The organism is Micromonospora cremea (assembly GCF_900143515.1).
Lineage (GTDB): Bacteria > Actinomycetota > Actinomycetes > Mycobacteriales > Micromonosporaceae > Micromonospora > Micromonospora cremea.
In genome coordinates, this window is sequence record NZ_FSQT01000002.1 from 1638615 (window position 1) to 1655017 (window position 16403).

Here is a 16403-nt window from a genome sequence, read left to right on the forward strand (position 1 = left end):
CCACGCCCGACGACCCGGCGGCCCGGGTCGACCGCCGGGGTACGGGATCCCAAAGGGTTGCTCATCCCGCCGACCGACACCGTGCCGCCGCCGGTGCACGGGCACCGGTTCATCCCCGACGAGGACTTCCACGCCGCGATCCGCGACCTGACCGGACAGTTGGACGGGCCGGACGGGTGACCACCCGGATCAGAGGGTGAGCTGCCAGTCGGTCCAGGAGTCCACCGGACGGAAACCGAGCCGCTCGTTGATCGCCACCATGTAGCTGTTGCTGGCCGCGTTGAAGGTGTCGATCACGCGCACCGCGGGCTCGTGAGTGAGCAGGTGGTGCAGGTTTTCGACCTTCGCGAGCAGGCCGAGGCGGTGCCCGCGGTGGTCCGGGTCGACGATGGTGATCTGCTGGAACGCGTGCCAGTCCGCGGACGCGCCCACGTCCAGCAGGGTCCAGGCGACCAGCCGGCCGGACGCCTCGTGCCGCACCCCGAGGTGGTAGCGCCGCCGGCCCCGGGCGTCCAACGCCCGCTCGGTGCCCCGGACCCGCTCGGCGTCCACCCGCTCCGGCTCCCACTGCACGTCCCCCATGGGCGCGTCCATGAGCAGCCGGCCGTCCAGGTAGGCGACGTCCGCGACGTACTCCTGCGGGGTCGCGCCCTGCCAGCAGACCGACTGGTAGCCCCGGGCCAGGGTGTGGGCCTCGGCCAGCGCCGCCCTCAGCGCGGCCCGGTCGATGTTGTCGACCTCGAGCCGGCGGCGCACCTCGGCCAGCGCCGGCTCGGCGCCGGCCGCGGCGGCGAACGCGCCGCCGGCCGCCGACCGCGCCGGGCCGCCGGGCAGCGCGGAGACCGCCATGCCGAGCACCCGCTTGCGACCGCGCTGGCGCAGCAGGCGTACGCCGTGCGCCAGCAGCTCCCGGCCGACGCCCCGCCGCCGCAGTGCCGGGTCCACCACCACCTCGGCCGTGGCGTTGTCGGTGTTGTCGAGCTGCGGCAGCTCGAGCTGGAGGTAGCCGGCCGGCACGCCGTCCAGCCGGGCCAGCGCCCAGAGGGTGTCGGTGCCGGGCATCGGCGTGTGGAAGAGCGCGTCGAAACGTCGCCGGCAGAAGGGCGGGAAGTCCGGCAGGTCGGCGTCGTTGGCCGCCGCGCCGATCCGGTACGCCTCGTCGACCGCGGCCCGGTCGGCGCCGTCGAACGACGCGATGGTGATGGTCATGCCGCTGAGCGTGCACCCCGGAAAAGCGATCGGGCCAGCGAATTTAATCGCTGGCCCGATCGGACGTGGTCGGGAGGGACACTCGCACAACGCCTCCGGCGTTGGGTCGCAAGAACTTCAAAAGTCTCCGGCGAAATGCCCTCCCGCACGGAGCATCTTGCGCCGTCCGGTTCCTGCCGTCAAGTCCAGAGCGGCGGGTTTTCCACACTCACAGCTAAAAGCCAGTTACCCGGCGGATCGGCCCGATCCCCCGTCCGGGCGATCCCCCATCCCCCGCCCGCCCACCCGGCAAACCACCCGCCGCGGTCGATCATGAAGTTGGCGACGCCGACACCGGCGTGTCGCGCCGCCAACTTCATGATCAACGGGTGCGGCGGTGGGGTGGGTCAGCCGAGGAGGCCTGCGTCTCGGGCGGCGCGGAGGGACGGCTTGATGTGGTGGGTCGGACCGACCTGGTTGGCCACCGCGTCGATGGTCTTGAGGCCCTCGCCGGTGTTGAACACGACGGTCTCCGCCGTGGGGTCGAGCCGGCCGGACTCGACCAGCTTGCGCAGCACCGCCACGGTGACCCCGCCCGCGGTCTCGGCGAAGACCCCGGTGGTACGCGCCAACAGTCGGATGCCGGCGCGGATCTCGTCGTCGTCGGCGTACTCCATCCAGCCGTCGGTGCGACGGACGGCCTCGATGGCGTAGAGGCCGGCGGCCGGGTCGCCGATGTTGAGCGACTTGGCGATGCCGGTGGGCTTGACCGGGGTGATCGTGTCGGTCTCGGCGTGCAGGGCGGTGGCGATCGGGTTGCAGCCGGCGGACTGGGCGCCGAAGACCTTCCAGCCCTCGGCCGGCGCCTCGACCAGACCGATCTCGACCAGTTCGGAGAACGCCTTGTCAATCTTGGTGAGCAGCTCACCGCTGGCCATCGGGATGACCACCTGGGCCGGGATCCGCCAGCCGAGCTGCTCGGCCACCTCGTACCCGAGCGTCTTGGAGCCCTCCGCGTAGTACGGCCGGACGTTGACGTTGACGAACGCGGTGTCCTCAAAGTCGTCGGTCTCCACCAGCTCGCCGCAGAGCCGGTTCACGTCGTCGTACGAGCCGTCGATCGCGACCAGCTCACCGCCGTAGACCGCGGTGGTGACGACCTTGCCCTGCTCCAGGTCGCTGGGAATGAAGACCACCGACGGCACCCCGGCGCGGGCGGCGTGCGCGGCCACCGAGTTGGCCAGGTTGCCGGTGGATGCACAGGCGAACCGGGTGAAGCCGAGCGCCCGGGCGGCGGTGAGCGCCACCGAGACGACCCGGTCCTTGAACGAGTGGGTCGGGTTGGCGCTGTCGTCCTTGACCCAGAGCGGCGCGGTGATGCCCAGCTCGGCGGCGAGGTGCGGGGCCGCCACCAGCGGGGTGAGCCCCGGGTCGAGGGTGACCCGGGTGGCCGGGTCCTGACCGGCGGGCAGCAGCGCGGCGTACCGCCAGATGTTGTTGGGGCCGGCCTCGATCTGCTCACGGGTGACGGTGGCCAGGGCTGCGGCGTCGTAGTCGACCTCCAGCGGGCCGAAACACTCGTAGCAGGCGTGCTGGGCGGCGAGCGGGTAGCGGGCCGAACATGCGCGGCAGACCAGGGCGCGGGCGGGGCTGGCGGAGGTGTCGATGCCGGAGGCGGCGAGCGTCGACGTCATGTCGAGGGTCCTCTCATCTTTCCCCGCATCGCACGGTGCGGCGGGGACGGAATTGGCACCTGCCCCGCGGGTCGCTCAGCGGTGAGCGCGCGGGGTGGTTGCCGGGGCGTCGTCGGGCCGTATCCCTCAGCCCCTCTGGATGAGGTATGCAGTTGTGCCATCGAGTCTAGGCAACGCCGGGCGTCGCCTCCACCGCAGATCCCACGCTGTGAGCCGGCAGGACCGGACGGGTGGGGTCAGCGGGCGGCCACCGCCACCGGGTCGACCACCGCGACCGGGTCCGTCACCGCGGCCGGCCCGGGCTGGGACGCCACCCGGGCCCGGGTGGCAAGGTTCGCGGCGACCAGGGCGGCGATGGTGATCGCGGCCCCGACCAGCTCGACCGGCTCCGGCCGGTAGCCGCGGGCGATCTGCACCGCGAAGGTGGTCACCGGGACCACGTTCATGAACAGGGCGGCGTTGGCGGCGCCGAGCCGCTGCACGCCGGTGTTCCAGGCCAGCACCGCGACCACGGCGCCCAGGATCACGGCGTACGCCAACTGCGGGGCGACCGCCACGAGGTCGGCGGCGGCCGGCGCGTGCTGCCAGCCGATGCCGTCGGCGAGCACGCTCGCGGCGAGCATGGCGACTGTGCCGGCGAGCGCGGTGAGGGTGGTGTAACGCAGCGGCGACCAATCGCCGAACCGGCTGGCGCCGTGGGTGTAGATGGCCCAGCCGAGCACCGCGCCGATCATCATCAGACCGCCGAGGCCGAACTGACCGAGCCCGGCCAGGCTCCCGCGCGTGATCACCAGACCGACGCCGAGAAGCGCCACCAGGGAGAGGGCCAGCAGGAGCGGCTTCGGGCGTACGCCGTCCCGAGCCCAGCGGACCAGCTGGGTGATGACCGGGGTGGTCGCCACGAAGAGGGCGATCTGCTGCGGTGCGGCGTGCTCGAGCGCCAGGTTGGTGAGCACGTTGAAGCCGGCGAAGCCGACCACGCCGAGCACCACCACCTCGGCCGCTCGGCCCCCGAGCCGCAGCGCGCCGGCGCCCTCGCGGAGCAGCAGGATGCCGACCAGGATGACGGTGGCCAGCAGGTAGCGGGCGGTGGTCAGGTTGAGCGCGTCGACCCGGGTCAGCGCACTGGCCAGGATCGGGAACATCACTCCCCAGCTGAGCACGGCGAGTAACGGGTAGGCGGCGGCGCGGGATCGCATCGGCAGCTCCAATGTTCGAGTATCTTCGAACCAACGACACCGACCCTAGGGGGATGTTCGACAATTGTCGAACAACGGTTACACTGGTCACATGGAGCCGCACGAACCCGACCTGGCCGCCGTACCGGTCACCGCCGTGCTGGCCGCACTCGCCGACGACGTGCGGCTACAGATCGTGCGGGCACTCGCCGAGGGCGGCGAGCGCGCCTGCGGCACCTTCGAGTTCGGCGTCTCCAAGGCGACCCGCAGCCACCACCTGAAGGTGCTGCGCGAGGCCGGCCTGACCCGCACCCGCGCCGCCGGCACCAGCCGCTACGTCCGCCTCCGCCGCGACGAACTGGACCGCCTCTACCCCGGCCTGTTGAACGCGGTCCTCGCTCAGCCCAGCCAAGGCTGACGTCGACCGGGGGCGCCGGCCGACCGGCGGGGGCAGTGACGCCCGGCCGGGGCCGTGACGCCCGGCCGGGGCAGTCACGCCGGTCCAGATTTGGGGCAGCTCGACAGGGACGAACGACAGTTGACGCCGGGTCGACACGAGGGCGGGAGCTGTCGAGATCGAGGGGCCGGGCGGCGGTGCGAGGCCCACGTGGGCAAGGATCGGTGAATGATCTACCGCGACGCGGCAGCACCGCGACGGGCCAGCGTGGCGATCGCGATGGTGCTCGCGCTCGCCGCCTGCGCCCCCGCCGACCATCGCGGCCAGGCCGGGGACGGACCGAGCACAGCGCCCCAGCTCACGAGCATGCCCGGCCCGACGCCCTCGGCGTACGTCAGCCCGCCGTTCTGGTGCCCGGAGTCGGGCGTCCGGATCCGGTCGAGGGGGTCGGACGCCGCGATGGGGCTGCGCGCCCTCGGCCTGGAGCTGGTCAACTGCGGCGACCGTCCCTACCGGATCAAGGGATACCCGGCGCTGCGCGTGCTGGACGAGGACCGCAAGCCGATCATCCTGCGCGTGCTGCCCGGGGCGAAGGAGATCACGCCGGGCTTCGACCAGCCGCCCCTGCAGATCACGCTGCAAGCCGGTGAGCGGGCCGTCGCCACCGTGCTCTGGCGCAACCTCGTCACCGACGCGACCGTGCCCGCCACCAACGGGGAATACCTGCGGGTCGCACCCGCCGCCGGGCAGCCGGCCGAGGACGTCGACCCGGACGGCCCGGTTGACGTGGGCAACACCGGCCGGATCGGCGTCAGCGCCTGGAAGAAGGCAGAGCAGCCGTCCGCGCCGGTGCCGACGCGACCCGCCCCGCTGCCGGTGAGCCCACCGGACAGTCGGCTATGACGTGATGTCCTTGCGGGTGAAGCGCCAGAAGGCCAGCCCCCAGAACAGCGTCGCGTAGCTGATCGCCGAGATGCAGCCGCGCACCACGTCGTCGGTCTGCACCGGGGTCGAGAGCAGCCCCAGCCAGGCGGTGCTGAAGTGGGTGGGCAGGAAGTCGCGCAGCGCGCCGAGGGCGGTGATCTGGTCCAGGATGCTGGACAGGATCCAGAGCAGCACCGCGCCACCCACCGCGCCCAGCGCGGCGTCCGTGGTCACCGACAGCAGGAACGCCAGCCCGGCCACCACCAGCAGGACGACCGCCAGGTAGCCGAGCACGGCCAGCAGCCGGAGCAGCCCCTCGCCCGGCTCAAGCTCGGCGGCGACCGTGCTGCGCAGCGGCGACCAGCCGTAGCGCAGGGTGCCCGCGGCGAGTGCGGTGCCGGCCAGCAGCAGCAGAGCCAGCCCGGAGTACGCGAGCGCGACCACCAGCTTCACGGTGAGCAGCCGGGCCCGGGGCACCGGAATCGCCAGCAGGTAGCGCAGGCTGCCCCAGCTCGCCTCGCTGGCCACCGTGTCGCCACAGAACAGCGCGACGACGACCACCAGCAGGAACGACGCCGACACGAAGATCGAGAACAGGGTGAAGTTGAGCCCGCCGGACGTGGCCAGGTCGACCAGGCTGGCGAACTCGTTGTTGCCGTTGTCGTCGTCGCCCCCGGAGTTGAACTGGAAGGCGACCAGGATGATCAGCGGCAGCAGCACCATGAACCCGAGCGCCAGCTGGGTCCGCCGCCGGGACGCCTGCCGGCGGAACTCCGCGCCGAACGGCATCGTCGCCGACGGCCGGTAGCCCCGGGCCGCACCGGCCGGGTCGGTGACGCCCATCGGCGTCTCGACGGAAGAGCCAGCCATCACCGGTCACCGCTTCCCCGAGAGTTCTCGCCCACCAGGGCGAGGAACGCGTCCTCCAGGCGACGCCGGGGCACCACCCGGTCCACCCCGATGCCGGCGCGCACCAACTCGGCCACCACGTCGCTGCGAGCCGTGCCGTTGGTGTCGACCACCAGCTGACCGTCGCTCTCCGGCAGCACCCGGACCCCGTGCAGCCGGTCCAGCACCGCCCGCGCCGCCACTGGGTCGGTGACGTCGAAGAGGACGCTCGGCGACTCGCCCACTATCTCCTCCACCGGCCCGGACGCCACGATCCGGCCCTTGTTCACCACCACCGCGTGCGTGCAGGTCTGCTCCACCTCGGCCAGCAGGTGGCTGGAGACCAGCACCGCCCGGCCGTCCGTGGCGTACCGCTGGAGCACCCGGCGCATCTCGGCGATCTGCGGCGGGTCGAGCCCGTCGGTCGGCTCGTCCAACACCAGCAGCTCCGGCAGGCCGAGCATGGCCTGGGCGATGGCCAGCCGCTGGCGCATCCCGTGGCTGTAGTTCTTGATTTTCCGGTGCACCGAGTCGCCCAGTCCGGCGATCTCCAGCGCCGTGTCGAAGTGGGCGTCCGCCGCCGGCCGCCCGGTCGCCCGCCAGTACGCCCTGAGGTTCTCCAGGCCGGACAGGTGCGGCAGGAACCCGGGCCCCTCCACCAGCGCGCCGATCCGGGAGAGCACCGGCGAGCCGGGCACCAGCCGGCGGCCGAAGACGTAGATCTCGCCAGCGGTCGGCTGGGTCAGCCCCATCAGCACCCGCAGCGTGGTGGTCTTGCCGGCGCCGTTCGGCCCGAGCAGGCCCACCACCTGACCCGGATGCACCTCGAAGTCCACGTTCGACACCGCGACGAAGCCGTCCGCGTACTCCTTGCGCAGCCGGCGCACGGCCAGCGGCGTGCCCGCGTACTCCGGGTGCACCGAGCGGTCCTGCCGGCGGTGCCGGCGGCGGACCACGGCCACGACCACGACGAGGCCGATCGCGATGGCGGCGAGCAGGCCGGCGAGCACCCAGCGCCAGATCGTCGCCGTGGTGGGGATCGGCTCCCCGCCGACCGTGGGCAGGCTGACCGCGCCGTCCGCCGCCACCGTGTAGACGGTGGGCTGGGCCGGCGTCGTGTACGCCTGATCGGAGCTGGCCACCACCAGCCGCAGCCGGTGCCCGGCCTCGACCCGGCGGACGATCCCGGGCAGCGTCACGGTGACCGGGCGGGCGTCCTGCACCCGCTGCGGCAGGCCGGTGAGCCGGACCGGGGCGACCAGCCCGTTCGGCAGCGTGGCCGCGCCCTCCGGATCGACGTCGTAGAGCTTGACGAAGAGCACCGCCTCGCCGGTCGGTGAGGCAGCCCGCAGGGTGACGGTTGGCGCGCCCGCCACGTCGACCGCATCGGTCAGCGGCGCCGACTCGAACCGGGCGTGCTGGCCGGGCACGTCGCCGGCCACCCCGTCCAGCAGCGAGGCGAGCCCGCCTGCGAACGGCACCGAGGAGATGGCGGCCGGGCTGCCGTTCGGCGGGTTCGCGATCGGCTGGGCCGGGCCGGCGACGGCGACCTCCCGTCGGGCGTCGCCGGCCAGGCCCGGGTAGTCGGTCGCGCGGAAGCCGGTGGCGACCAGGCCCCGGTCGAGGGCGTCGAAGCCGGCGATCCGCGACCAGGTGAAGTCGTCGCCGGGCGCCTCACCCTCGCCCTTGACGTAGTGGTCGAGCCACTGGACCGTCAGGAACTTCACCCGGTCCGAGTCCGAACGGGGGCCCGCACCGCCGTCGTGCCCGCCGGTGAACCAGGCGACCCGCACCGGGGTGCCGGCGGCGGCGATGCCCCGCGCGTTGGCGTCCGCCTCGCCGAGGGGGAAGAGGGTGTCCGCCTCGCCCTGCACCAGCAGGGTGGGCGCCGAGATCCGGTCCAGTACGCCCGCCGGGCTGGACCGGCGCAGCAGGTCCACAGCGGCCTGATCGGCTCGACCGGTGGTGGCGATCCGGAGGTACGCGGCGCACACGTCGGCGGCGAACCGGCCGCACGACGGGTCGGCGGCACCCGCCGGAGCGCCACCGGGACCGGTACCCGGGCCGGCGCCCGGCCCCGGGCTGGGTGGGCCGGCGGAGGCCGGTGCGCCCTGCGGCTGGGCGGCGGTCCCGCCGGAGAGCCCGGCCGGGCCGCTGCCCACGTTGCCGCCCCCACCGAAGAAGAGACCGGCCCAGCCCTTCTTGAACACGCCCTCGGTCGGCGCCCCGCCGGTGCTCTCCGGCAGGAACGCCCGGGACAGGTCGTTCCAGGTGATCATGGGGACGATGGCGTCCACACGGCGGTCCTGGGCGGCCAGCAGCAGCGCCAACCCACCACCGTACGAGCCGCCGACCACGCCGACCTTCGGGTCGCCGGCACCGTCGGTGCGCACCTCCGGCCGGGCGGCGAGCCAGTCCAGCAGCCGTTGCGCGTCGCGTACCTCGTAGTCCGGGCCGTCCAGGTGGATCTCGCCGCCGCTGCGGCCGAAGCCCCGCGCGGTCCAGGTGAGCACCGCGTAGCCGCGCCCGACGAACTCCTCCGCGTCGGAGCGCACCGACTCCTTGGTGCCGCCGAACCCGTGCGCCAGCAGCACCGCCGGCACCTTCCGACCGGACGAGGCGTCGGTCGGCAGGTAGAAGGTCGTGTCCAGGTCCACCGGCTGGTCACCGGCCGGTCCGGAACGGACCGTGAGCATCGCGCTCTCGGTGCGTACGCCCGATCCCTGCGGCCACACCGCCCAGGTCACGGCGGCCGCCAGGAGCACGACGACCACCGCTGCGGCGATCGCTCGGCGGCGGGTGGGCAGGGCACGCCGGAACCACGCGGCCGGCGACGGCGATCTCATGCGGCACACGGTACGGGCCGCAGGCTGAGCGTTGCCTGAGATCCGCCGTGCGTCCGTCCGGTTGCCCCGATCGGCGGTCCGGGGAGGTGCGACCGCGCACCGTCGAAGGCGGCACAGTGAGTTGAGTTCGGATCACGTGAATTCCGATCTTCGGCGAATATCCACCTCGATCCCTTCATGTCACACCCGCCGATGGGACACAGCGTGCCGGCAACACGGACGAACGGTGACATCGCTCGAACTGACGCAAACCTGACTCACCGGCAACCGGTTCGCCCACGGACGATTCGGCTAGTTTTCCGGTCCGGTGCATGGGACTCGTCGGCGAACCCGACACCGCGCCGAGCCCCAGCCCGACGCCGGAGGAGACACAGATGACAGTCCCTGCGCCACGGGCCCGCCGACGGCCGTCCATGTGGGGCCGACTGCTGCCGCTGCTGCTCGTCGCGGCGCTGCTGGCGCCGGTGGGTCTACTCCTGACGCAGACCTGGCGGCAGACCGGTGACAACCGCGACCTGGCCGCCCGGGAACGACTCGGCGTGCAGTACCTCCGCGCCCTCGCCCCGGTCACCGACGCCCTGGTCGAGGCCCAGTCCGCCGCGGTCAACGGCCGCCCCGCCCCCGGCGACGCGCTGATCCGCGCGGTCGAGGACGCCGCCGCGGTGGACGCCCGGACCGGCACCGAGCTGCGCAGCCAGGAACGCTGGGCCGGGCTGCGGGCCAAACTGGAGGCGCTGCGTGACCGCAGCCCCACCGACGCCGAGTCCGCCTACACCGCGTACGGCGAGGTCACCGATCTGCTGCTGGCCCTGCACCGCAAGGTCCGGGAAAGCTCCGGGCTGGTACGCGACCCGGGGGCCGACTCCTTCTTCCTGCAGAACAGCGCCGGCCAGGAGCTGCCCGAGGCGGTGGTGGCCGCCGGCCGGCTCGCCGACCTGGGCACGCTCGCCCCTCGCCGGCCGGCCGCCGAGCAGACCCGCAGCCTGATGGAGCTGACCGGCCTGCGGGTGGCCGCCCTGACGCCCGCCACCGACCTGGTCGACAACCTGCGTTCCGCGGTGGACAGCTCGGAGAGCACCGACCTGGGCGCGAACGTGCTGACCCCGCTGGACACCTACCAGCGCTCGGTGGAGGCGCTGGCCGCGTACTCCGCCCCGGCCCCCGGCACGGGCGCGGTGGACCCGGTCCGGCTGGCGGCCGCCCGGCTCGACACGCACACGGCCGCCCTCCAGCTCCAGCCGGTCATCCTCAGCGAGCTGGACGCCCTGCTGGTCGAGCGGATCGACGGGCTGGACCGGGACCGCTGGCTGGCCGCCGGCGCCGGGGCCGCCGCCGTGCTGCTGCTGGTTTGGCTCGCCGCGTTGCTGATCGCCGCTGGCCGTCGGGCCCGTCGCCGGGCCGCGATGCCCGCACCGCGCGCGGACAGCCCCGACATCCCGCCATCGGGCGACCCCTGGCACCCGGCGGTCCACACCGGCCGACCAGGTGACCCGCGGCCGCTGCAAACGGTCGGCGCGACCCGCGACCCGGAATCCGCCCAGTGGGGGCCGTCCGATGCTGCTCGGTAGGCTCCGGATCCGCGGCAAACTCGCCCTGCTCGTGGTGATCCCCCTGCTCAGCATGGTCGGCCTCGCCGTGCCCGTGGTGCTGGACCGGGTGGCCGCGGCGCAACGCGCCAGCGACATCGCCGAGCGGGTGCGGCTCGCCAGCCGGGTCGGCAGCCTCGTGCAGGACCTCCAGCAGGAACGCATCCTCTCGGTCGGTTTCCTGCTCGGCCGGGTGGAACGCGCCGAACTGGTCCGCAAGACCGCGGACGTGGACGACCGGGTCGCCGACCTGCGGGCCGGGGGGAGCGACGCGCTGACCGACCAGGTCGACCACGCCCTGTACGGGGTGTCCAGCCTCATCGACATGCGGACCGCCGTCCTCGCCCGGGCCGCGAGCCCGACGCAGGTGATGGACGCGTTCGGCCCGGTCAACCGAGGAATGATCGAGTCGCTGCGGCTGTCGTTCAGCGTGGACACCGACACCCGGCCGGGCCGCCAGGTGCTCGCCCTGGACGGGCTGCTGCGCGCCGACGAGGGGCTGGGCGCCTGCGCCACCCTGATCGTGCTGGTCAAGGCGACCGGCAGCGCGCAGGCCAGCGCCGGGTACGTGGCGTGCATGGCCGCCCTCCAGGTGGACAACCAGCGCTTCCGCAGTCTGATCACGCCCGAGCAGTTCGCGGTCGCCCGGCTCAACGACGTGGCCGTGGCCGCCCGTACCAGCGCGGACTTCCAGGTCACCAGCGCCCAGGACCCGGCCGGTGCGATCCGCCACGTTCCACTTGACGTGCTCTTCCCGTCCGTCCGCTCGATGATCCGGCTCGGCCAGTTCGTGGAGAAGAAGCTGGTCGCCGACGTACTCGCCGAGGTGACCGCCGAGCAGCGGCGGGCGCTGACCGCCGCGTACCTCGTCGGAGGCGCCGCGGCGCTGATCCTGGCGGTGGTGGTGCTGCTCAGCACGGCCGTCGCCCGTACGGTGGCCCGGCCGCTGACCCGGCTCACCCGCTCCGCCGACCGGGTCGCCCGGGTCGCCGAGGCGGAGCTGGTCCGGGTCACCGACGACGAGGCGGAGAGCGCCCAGCCGGTCCGGCTGGATCCGGTGGACATCCGGGCCAACGACGAGATCGGCGACCTGGCCCGGGCCTTCGACCGGGTACAGAGCACCGCGGCCCGGCTGGTCGAGCGGCAGGTCGCCGGTCGGCGCAACGTGGCGCAGATGTTCGGTCACGTCGGGCGGCGCACCCAGAACCTGGTGGGCCGGCAGCTCGCGCTGATCGACCGGCTGGAGCAGCAGGAGGTCGACCCGAGCCGGCTGGAGCACCTGTACCGGCTCGACCACATCTCCAGCCGGCTGCGGCGCAACGCCGGCAGCCTGGTGGTGCTCTCCGGGTCGGCCGGGTCGGACGCGCACACCGCGCCGGTGCCGCTGGCCGACGTGGTCCGGCTGGCCCTCGGCGAGATCGAGGATTACACCCGGGTTGAGGTGCGGGTGCCGGCAGGCATCTCGGCCGCGCCGGCCGTGGTCGGCGACCTCGTCCTGGCGCTGGCCGAGCTGATGGAGAACGCCACCATCTTCTCCCCGCCGCACACCCGGGTGCTGGTGGCCGGTGAGGCGTCCGGGCTCGGTGCCCGGATCACGGTGGTGGACCGCGGCATCGGGATGGCCGAGCAACGGCTGGCCGAGGAGAACGCACGGCTCACCCGCCGGGAGCGGCTCGACCTGGCACCGACCGAGGTGCTCGGGCTCTTCGTGGTGGGCCGGTTGGCCCGCCGCCACGGCTGGGGGGTGAGCCTGGCCGCCACCGACGGCGGCGGGGTGACCGCCCAGTTGGAGATCCCACCGGCAGCGCTGGTGCTACGCCGGGCCGACCGGGCCGGGGCCACCGTCGCCCGGGCCACCGTGCCGGACCGTGATCGGCGCTCGCCGGCCGCGCTCGATCACAGCCGGGGCGCACGATCGCTCACGGCCACCGCGGCGCCCGCCGGCTTCGCCTCGGACCTGCTCAGCCGGGCCACCCGCAGCCTGGAGTCCGGTGCGTCCTGGGACGCGTTCGGCACCGGGGACCCGGCCGGCACCGGTGCCACCACGACGGCGCCCGCACCGGTCGACCTCCCGGTCACCGACGCGGGCCTGCCCCGACGACCGGGGCGCGGGGCGAACGGTGGCGGCCCGGGCATCGCCGGCGCCGGCGTCGGCCACCCGGACCGCACCGTGCCGGGGCCTGCCCCGGGAAGCCCGGGACCATCGGGTACGCCGACCGGCCCCCGGGTCCGGCAGAGGGTGCCCGGCGCCAGCCTGCCCGCCGCTTCCGCGCCGGTCGGGCCGGTGGACGCCACCGGCGCCGACCCGGCCGCCGCCCGCGCGCTCGTCGAGGCGTTCCAGTCCGGCGTACGACGGGCCGAGCTGAGTGCCGCCCCGGGTACCGGTCACGCCGTCGGGCACTGGTCGGTGCGGACCGTCGCCGACCCGACAGCCGGTGCCGGGCCTGCGGCGGCGGACCCGAGCGTGACGGTCGACCTGCCCGCCACTCCGGGTGGTCTCGGCCCCACGGTGGCCGACACCGCCGGCCCGGCCGGGGCGACGCCGGGCCGGCCCCGGCTGAGCCGGCGGGTCCCCGGGACGAACATCACCGCCGCCCCGCCCCCTCAGCCGCCCAGCCCACATCTCGGCGACCCGGCCGAGGTCCGCGATCTCATCACCGAATTCGAGGCGGGCGTCGCCCGCGCCCTCCGCGAAGTCAGCCCAGACCGCCGGAACGAAGAAGGATCATCACGGTGACCAGCCCCTTTCTGCACGACAACGTCGACCACCAGAGCCAGTCCGGCGCCGCCGGGGACCTCAGCCCGGAGGCCCGCACGTTCAACTGGCTGCTGGACTCCTTCACCTCCAGCACGGCCGGGGTGCTGGAGGCGATAGCGGTCTCCTCGGACGGCCTGCTGATGGCCATGTCGGCGATCAAGGACCGGTCCAACGCGGAGCGGCTGGCCGCCGTGGTCTCCGGCATGACCAGCCTCGCCGGCGGGGCGGCCAGTTGGTACGCCCTCGGCGGCCTCAACCGGGTCATCGTCGACATGGCCGACGGTTACCTGCTGATCAGCGCGATCAGCAGCGGATCCGTGCTCGGCGTGGTCGCGGACCGGTCGGCGAACCTGGGCACCGTCGCGTACGAGATGACGCTCTTCGCCGGGCGGGCCGGTGGCGCCCTCACGCCGCGGCTGATCGTCGAGCTGAAGAACGCCGTCCAGCAATGACCCGCGACGTCGCCGGCGGGGATCCGGATCCGAGGCCCGGGGCCCGGATCCGTCCCTACCTGCGTACGGCGCCCTCGACCGAGGTCGGGGGGTCGGCGGTACCGGCGCCGGACGCGGGTGATGGCTGGCCCGCCGGTCCCCGGCCGTTCGTGCTCACCTCCGGAAGGGTGGCGGGCGCGGACCCGGCGATCGGGCTGGAGACGCAGGTGACCGTCCGTCCGGACAACGGCCCGTGGACCGCTCCGCCGGCCGTTCCGCTGGCACCGGAGCTCCAGGCGATCATCGCGCTCTGCGCCGAGCCGATCTCGGTGGCCGAGCTCTCGGCCCGTTCCCGGCTGCACTTCGGCGTGACCCGGGTCCTGGTCGGCGACCTGCGTGCCGCCGGGCACCTGGATGTGCACGTCACCGACGCCGACCACGCCTTCGACCCCGACCTCATCCTCCGAGTGATTGATGGACTCCGTGCGATCTCCTGAATGGCCGGTCGCCCCGCTCGGGGGACTCGCCGGCAACAGCGCCACCGCCCGCTACGGCACCTCGCCGGGCATCGGCGGCCCCGCGCTCGGGCGCACCGGCCCGCCACCGACCGCGCCACCTCCGCCGTACGGGCTGCCGACCGGCACCGGGTCGACGCCACCACCGGCCCACCGGCCGCCGGCCGCGCCACCCGTCCCGGTCAAGATCCTGATTGCCGGCGGGTTCGGGGTGGGCAAGACCACCACGGTCGGGGCGATCTCCGAGATCGCGCCATTGACCACCGAGGCCGAGATGACCAGCGCCGGAATCGGCGTGGACGACCCGGGCGCCCGGTCGACCAAGACCACCACCACGGTGGCAATGGACTTCGGTTGCGTGACCATCGAACGAAGCCTGAAGCTGTACCTGTTCGGCACTCCGGGGCAGGCCCGGTTCGGCTTCATGTGGGAGGACCTCGCGCGGGGCGCGCTCGGCGCGCTGGTCGTGGTCGACAGCGCCCGGCTGGACGACTGCTTCCCGGCGATCGACTTCTTCGAGCGGGCCGGTCTGCCGTTCGTGGTCGGGGTCAACGCCTTCGACGGGCGGCTGGCCCTGGAGCTGGGTGAGATCCGGTGGGCGCTGGCCATCGGGGACCATGTACCCCTGGTGCAGTTCGACGCCCGGGACCGGCTCTCGGTGCGGGACGCCCTGCTGGTCGTCCTGGATCGTGCGCTGGACCGGGCCACCCGGGACAGGAGGGCCTGAGCCGACCGGCTCCGGCCGTGGCGGGAAGGGGTGATCTGGTGAGGGGCGACCTGGACGAGACGCTGGCCCGGCTGGCACGGCGCGAGGAAGCGCTGCGCCGGCGGGCCAACGACCGTGACGAGACCGCGACACCGCCGGGTCCGGCCGGTGGACCGGCCGACCCCGCAGGCGGCCGCACCGACGCCCGCAACGCCGGGCCGGACACCTACGGCGAGGTGGGCGGCTGGGGCCCGGTCGAGGAGGTGGCCGAGGCGGTACGCCAGGTCGTCGGTGCCCACCCGGGGCTGGCGGTGACCGTCCGCGTCGAGCACGCCGGACGGACGTACCCGCTGCTGATCTCCTGGGACGGCCCGCACGTCACGGTCGGTCCGGAGCCCTTGGCGGCCCCGGTGGAACCCCCACCGGCGTGGCCGCTGTCCGGCCGGACGGTGCCGGCCTGGGCACCCGGCCCGAACGGGTTGACCCCGGACCCGGCCGCCCGGCTGGCCGAGCTGATCCGGCGGGACCCGTCGCTGCTGGACGAGCTGGATCCCCGGCGCTGACCCGCGGGACCGGCTGACGGCGGCTACGGTCGGGCGATGGCGCAACCCGACCTGACCCTCACGGCCAGCCTGCGGCCGGCGGCGCTGGACGCCCGGCGGGGCGTCGTCCGGCTGCACCCGGAGGTGCTGACCGCGCTGGGGCTGCGGCCCGGCGACCCGGTCCGGCTGGCCGGCCGACGGGAGACGGCCGGAATCGTGGCGGCGGCCAAGCCGGGCGCGAGCCCCGCCCTGCTGTACGCCGACGACCTGACGCTGGGCAACCTCGGCCTGCACGACGGCGGTCAGGTGCGGGTGACTCCGGTGCCGCTGACCCCGGCGAGCCGGGTCACTCTCGCCGGGCCGGTGGAGGTGGTGGCGGCGGTCAGCCCGGAGATGCTCCGGCTCGCCCTGCTGGGCAAGGTGGTCACCGCCGACGACGACGTCTCGCTGTTGCCGCAGGACGTGTTGCCGGACGCCTCGGTGCGCAGCCTGATCGAGGCGGCCCGACGCAGCCTCGCCAACACGGTCGGGTTCGCCTGGACCAGCACCCTGCTCACCGTGGTCGCGGTCGAGCCGGCCGCTGGCGCGCTGGTCACCATGGACACGCTGGTCGGCTGGGAGCACGGCCGGGCGACCCACGGCGCCGTCCCCGGTCGGCTCGCCCCGGCGGAGGGGTCCTTCGGGGGGCCCGGCGGTCGCCGGCCGGCTGAGGCTCCGGGCGGTGCCGCGGTGGGTCCGCTGGAGGAGGAC

General features: G+C 74.1%; 14 protein-coding genes, 1 pseudogene and 1 riboswitch. Of the genes and pseudogenes, 10 read left to right on the forward strand and 5 right to left on the reverse strand.

Features of this window, described 5'->3' with window-relative positions:
- The first annotated feature begins 57 nt into the window (after positions 1–57).
- Positions 58–180 carry a hypothetical protein gene (locus BUS84_RS40725; RefSeq protein WP_280175146.1) on the forward strand — a complete coding sequence of 41 codons (123 nt, stop codon included), beginning with the start codon at positions 58–60 and terminating at the stop codon, positions 178–180.
- Positions 181–189: 9 nt separating this feature from the next.
- On the opposite strand, the gene BUS84_RS21015 is transcribed toward BUS84_RS40725, so the two are convergent.
- The 3 genes from BUS84_RS21015 to BUS84_RS21025 all read right to left on the reverse strand — a co-directional run bounded on the left by BUS84_RS21015 (position 190) and on the right by BUS84_RS21025 (position 4081).
- Entirely contained in the window at positions 190–1209 is a 1020-nt protein-coding gene (locus BUS84_RS21015; RefSeq protein WP_074314943.1) for a GNAT family N-acetyltransferase, read from the reverse strand.
- Positions 1210–1595: 386 nt separating this feature from the next.
- Positions 1596–2882: a threonine synthase gene (gene thrC, locus BUS84_RS21020; RefSeq protein ID WP_074314944.1), complete on the reverse strand. Its 1287-nt coding sequence runs from the start codon at positions 2880–2882 to the stop codon at positions 1596–1598.
- A gap of 10 nt (positions 2883–2892) precedes the next feature.
- Positions 2893–3028: riboswitch (SAM riboswitch) on the reverse strand.
- A gap of 90 nt (positions 3029–3118) precedes the next feature.
- Positions 3119–4081, reverse strand: a complete 963-nt coding sequence (locus BUS84_RS21025) for a DMT family transporter (RefSeq protein WP_143728468.1) — start codon at positions 4079–4081, stop codon at positions 3119–3121.
- Positions 4082–4172: 91 nt separating this feature from the next.
- Between BUS84_RS21025 and BUS84_RS21030 the strand changes: the two genes are divergently transcribed.
- Both BUS84_RS21030 and BUS84_RS21035 read left to right on the forward strand, forming a co-directional pair.
- Positions 4173–4478 carry an ArsR/SmtB family transcription factor gene (locus tag BUS84_RS21030; RefSeq protein ID WP_074314947.1) on the forward strand — a complete coding sequence of 102 codons (306 nt, stop codon included), beginning with the start codon at positions 4173–4175 and terminating at the stop codon, positions 4476–4478.
- Positions 4479–4685: 207 nt separating this feature from the next.
- On the forward strand, positions 4686–5360 hold the full coding sequence (locus tag BUS84_RS21035) for a DUF4232 domain-containing protein (protein WP_074314949.1): 675 nt from the start codon (positions 4686–4688) through the stop codon (positions 5358–5360).
- Here BUS84_RS21035 and BUS84_RS21040 read toward each other — a convergent pair.
- Both BUS84_RS21040 and BUS84_RS21045 read right to left on the reverse strand, forming a co-directional pair.
- Entirely contained in the window at positions 5355–6251 is an 897-nt protein-coding gene (locus tag BUS84_RS21040; RefSeq protein WP_074314951.1) for an ABC transporter permease, read from the reverse strand. The genes BUS84_RS21035 and BUS84_RS21040 overlap by 6 nt on opposite strands.
- Entirely contained in the window at positions 6251–9115 is a 2865-nt protein-coding gene (locus tag BUS84_RS21045; RefSeq protein WP_074314953.1) for an alpha/beta fold hydrolase, read from the reverse strand. Before BUS84_RS21045 ends, BUS84_RS21040 begins: the two co-directional genes overlap by 1 nt.
- A gap of 374 nt (positions 9116–9489) precedes the next feature.
- On the opposite strand from BUS84_RS21045, the gene BUS84_RS21050 reads away from it, so the two are divergent.
- The 7 genes and pseudogenes from BUS84_RS21050 to BUS84_RS41300 all read left to right on the forward strand — a co-directional run.
- Positions 9490–10683 carry a hypothetical protein gene (locus tag BUS84_RS21050; protein ID WP_074318972.1) on the forward strand — a complete coding sequence of 398 codons (1194 nt, stop codon included), beginning with the start codon at positions 9490–9492 and terminating at the stop codon, positions 10681–10683.
- Entirely contained in the window at positions 10670–13438 is a 2769-nt protein-coding gene (locus BUS84_RS21055; RefSeq protein ID WP_074314955.1) for a nitrate- and nitrite sensing domain-containing protein, read from the forward strand. Before BUS84_RS21050 ends, BUS84_RS21055 begins: the two co-directional genes overlap by 14 nt.
- The gene (locus BUS84_RS21060) at positions 13435–13911 is read left to right on the forward strand and encodes a roadblock/LC7 domain-containing protein (protein WP_208869708.1); all 477 of its coding nucleotides are present in this window, start codon (positions 13435–13437) and stop codon (positions 13909–13911) included. The genes BUS84_RS21055 and BUS84_RS21060 overlap by 4 nt, the downstream gene beginning before the upstream one ends.
- Positions 13908–14387: a DUF742 domain-containing protein gene (locus tag BUS84_RS21065; protein WP_074314957.1), complete on the forward strand. Its 480-nt coding sequence runs from the start codon at positions 13908–13910 to the stop codon at positions 14385–14387. Before BUS84_RS21060 ends, BUS84_RS21065 begins: the two co-directional genes overlap by 4 nt.
- Positions 14365–15132, forward strand: a complete 768-nt coding sequence (locus tag BUS84_RS21070; protein WP_208869709.1) for a GTP-binding protein — start codon at positions 14365–14367, stop codon at positions 15130–15132. The genes BUS84_RS21065 and BUS84_RS21070 overlap by 23 nt, the downstream gene beginning before the upstream one ends.
- A gap of 38 nt (positions 15133–15170) precedes the next feature.
- Positions 15171–15674, forward strand: a complete 504-nt coding sequence (locus BUS84_RS21075) for a hypothetical protein (protein ID WP_074314959.1) — start codon at positions 15171–15173, stop codon at positions 15672–15674.
- A 36-nt stretch (positions 15675–15710) separates the two neighbouring features.
- Positions 15711–16302, forward strand: a pseudogene (locus BUS84_RS41300) (AAA family ATPase); the annotation flags it as partial.
- Between the last annotated feature and the right edge of the window lie 101 nt (positions 16303–16403).

Excerpts from the sequence above, each read along its gene's own strand:
- BUS84_RS21015 (WP_074314943.1), bottom strand. The coding sequence starts at position 1,209 with ATGACCATCACCATCGCGTCGTTCGACGGCGCCGACCGGGCCGCGGTC.
- thrC (WP_074314944.1), bottom strand. The coding sequence starts at position 2,882 with ATGACGTCGACGCTCGCCGCCTCCGGCATCGACACCTCCGCCAGCCCC.
- BUS84_RS21025 (WP_143728468.1), bottom strand. The coding sequence starts at position 4,081 with ATGCGATCCCGCGCCGCCGCCTACCCGTTACTCGCCGTGCTCAGCTGG.
- BUS84_RS21030 (WP_074314947.1), top strand. The coding sequence starts at position 4,173 with ATGGAGCCGCACGAACCCGACCTGGCCGCCGTACCGGTCACCGCCGTG.
- BUS84_RS21035 (WP_074314949.1), top strand. The coding sequence starts at position 4,686 with ATGATCTACCGCGACGCGGCAGCACCGCGACGGGCCAGCGTGGCGATC.
- BUS84_RS21040 (WP_074314951.1), bottom strand. The coding sequence starts at position 6,251 with ATGGCTGGCTCTTCCGTCGAGACGCCGATGGGCGTCACCGACCCGGCC.
- BUS84_RS21045 (WP_074314953.1), bottom strand. The coding sequence starts at position 9,115 with ATGAGATCGCCGTCGCCGGCCGCGTGGTTCCGGCGTGCCCTGCCCACC.
- BUS84_RS21050 (WP_074318972.1), top strand. The coding sequence starts at position 9,490 with ATGACAGTCCCTGCGCCACGGGCCCGCCGACGGCCGTCCATGTGGGGC.
- BUS84_RS21055 (WP_074314955.1), top strand. The coding sequence starts at position 10,670 with ATGCTGCTCGGTAGGCTCCGGATCCGCGGCAAACTCGCCCTGCTCGTG.
- BUS84_RS21065 (WP_074314957.1), top strand. The coding sequence starts at position 13,908 with ATGACCCGCGACGTCGCCGGCGGGGATCCGGATCCGAGGCCCGGGGCC.
- BUS84_RS21070 (WP_208869709.1), top strand. The coding sequence starts at position 14,365 with ATGGACTCCGTGCGATCTCCTGAATGGCCGGTCGCCCCGCTCGGGGGA.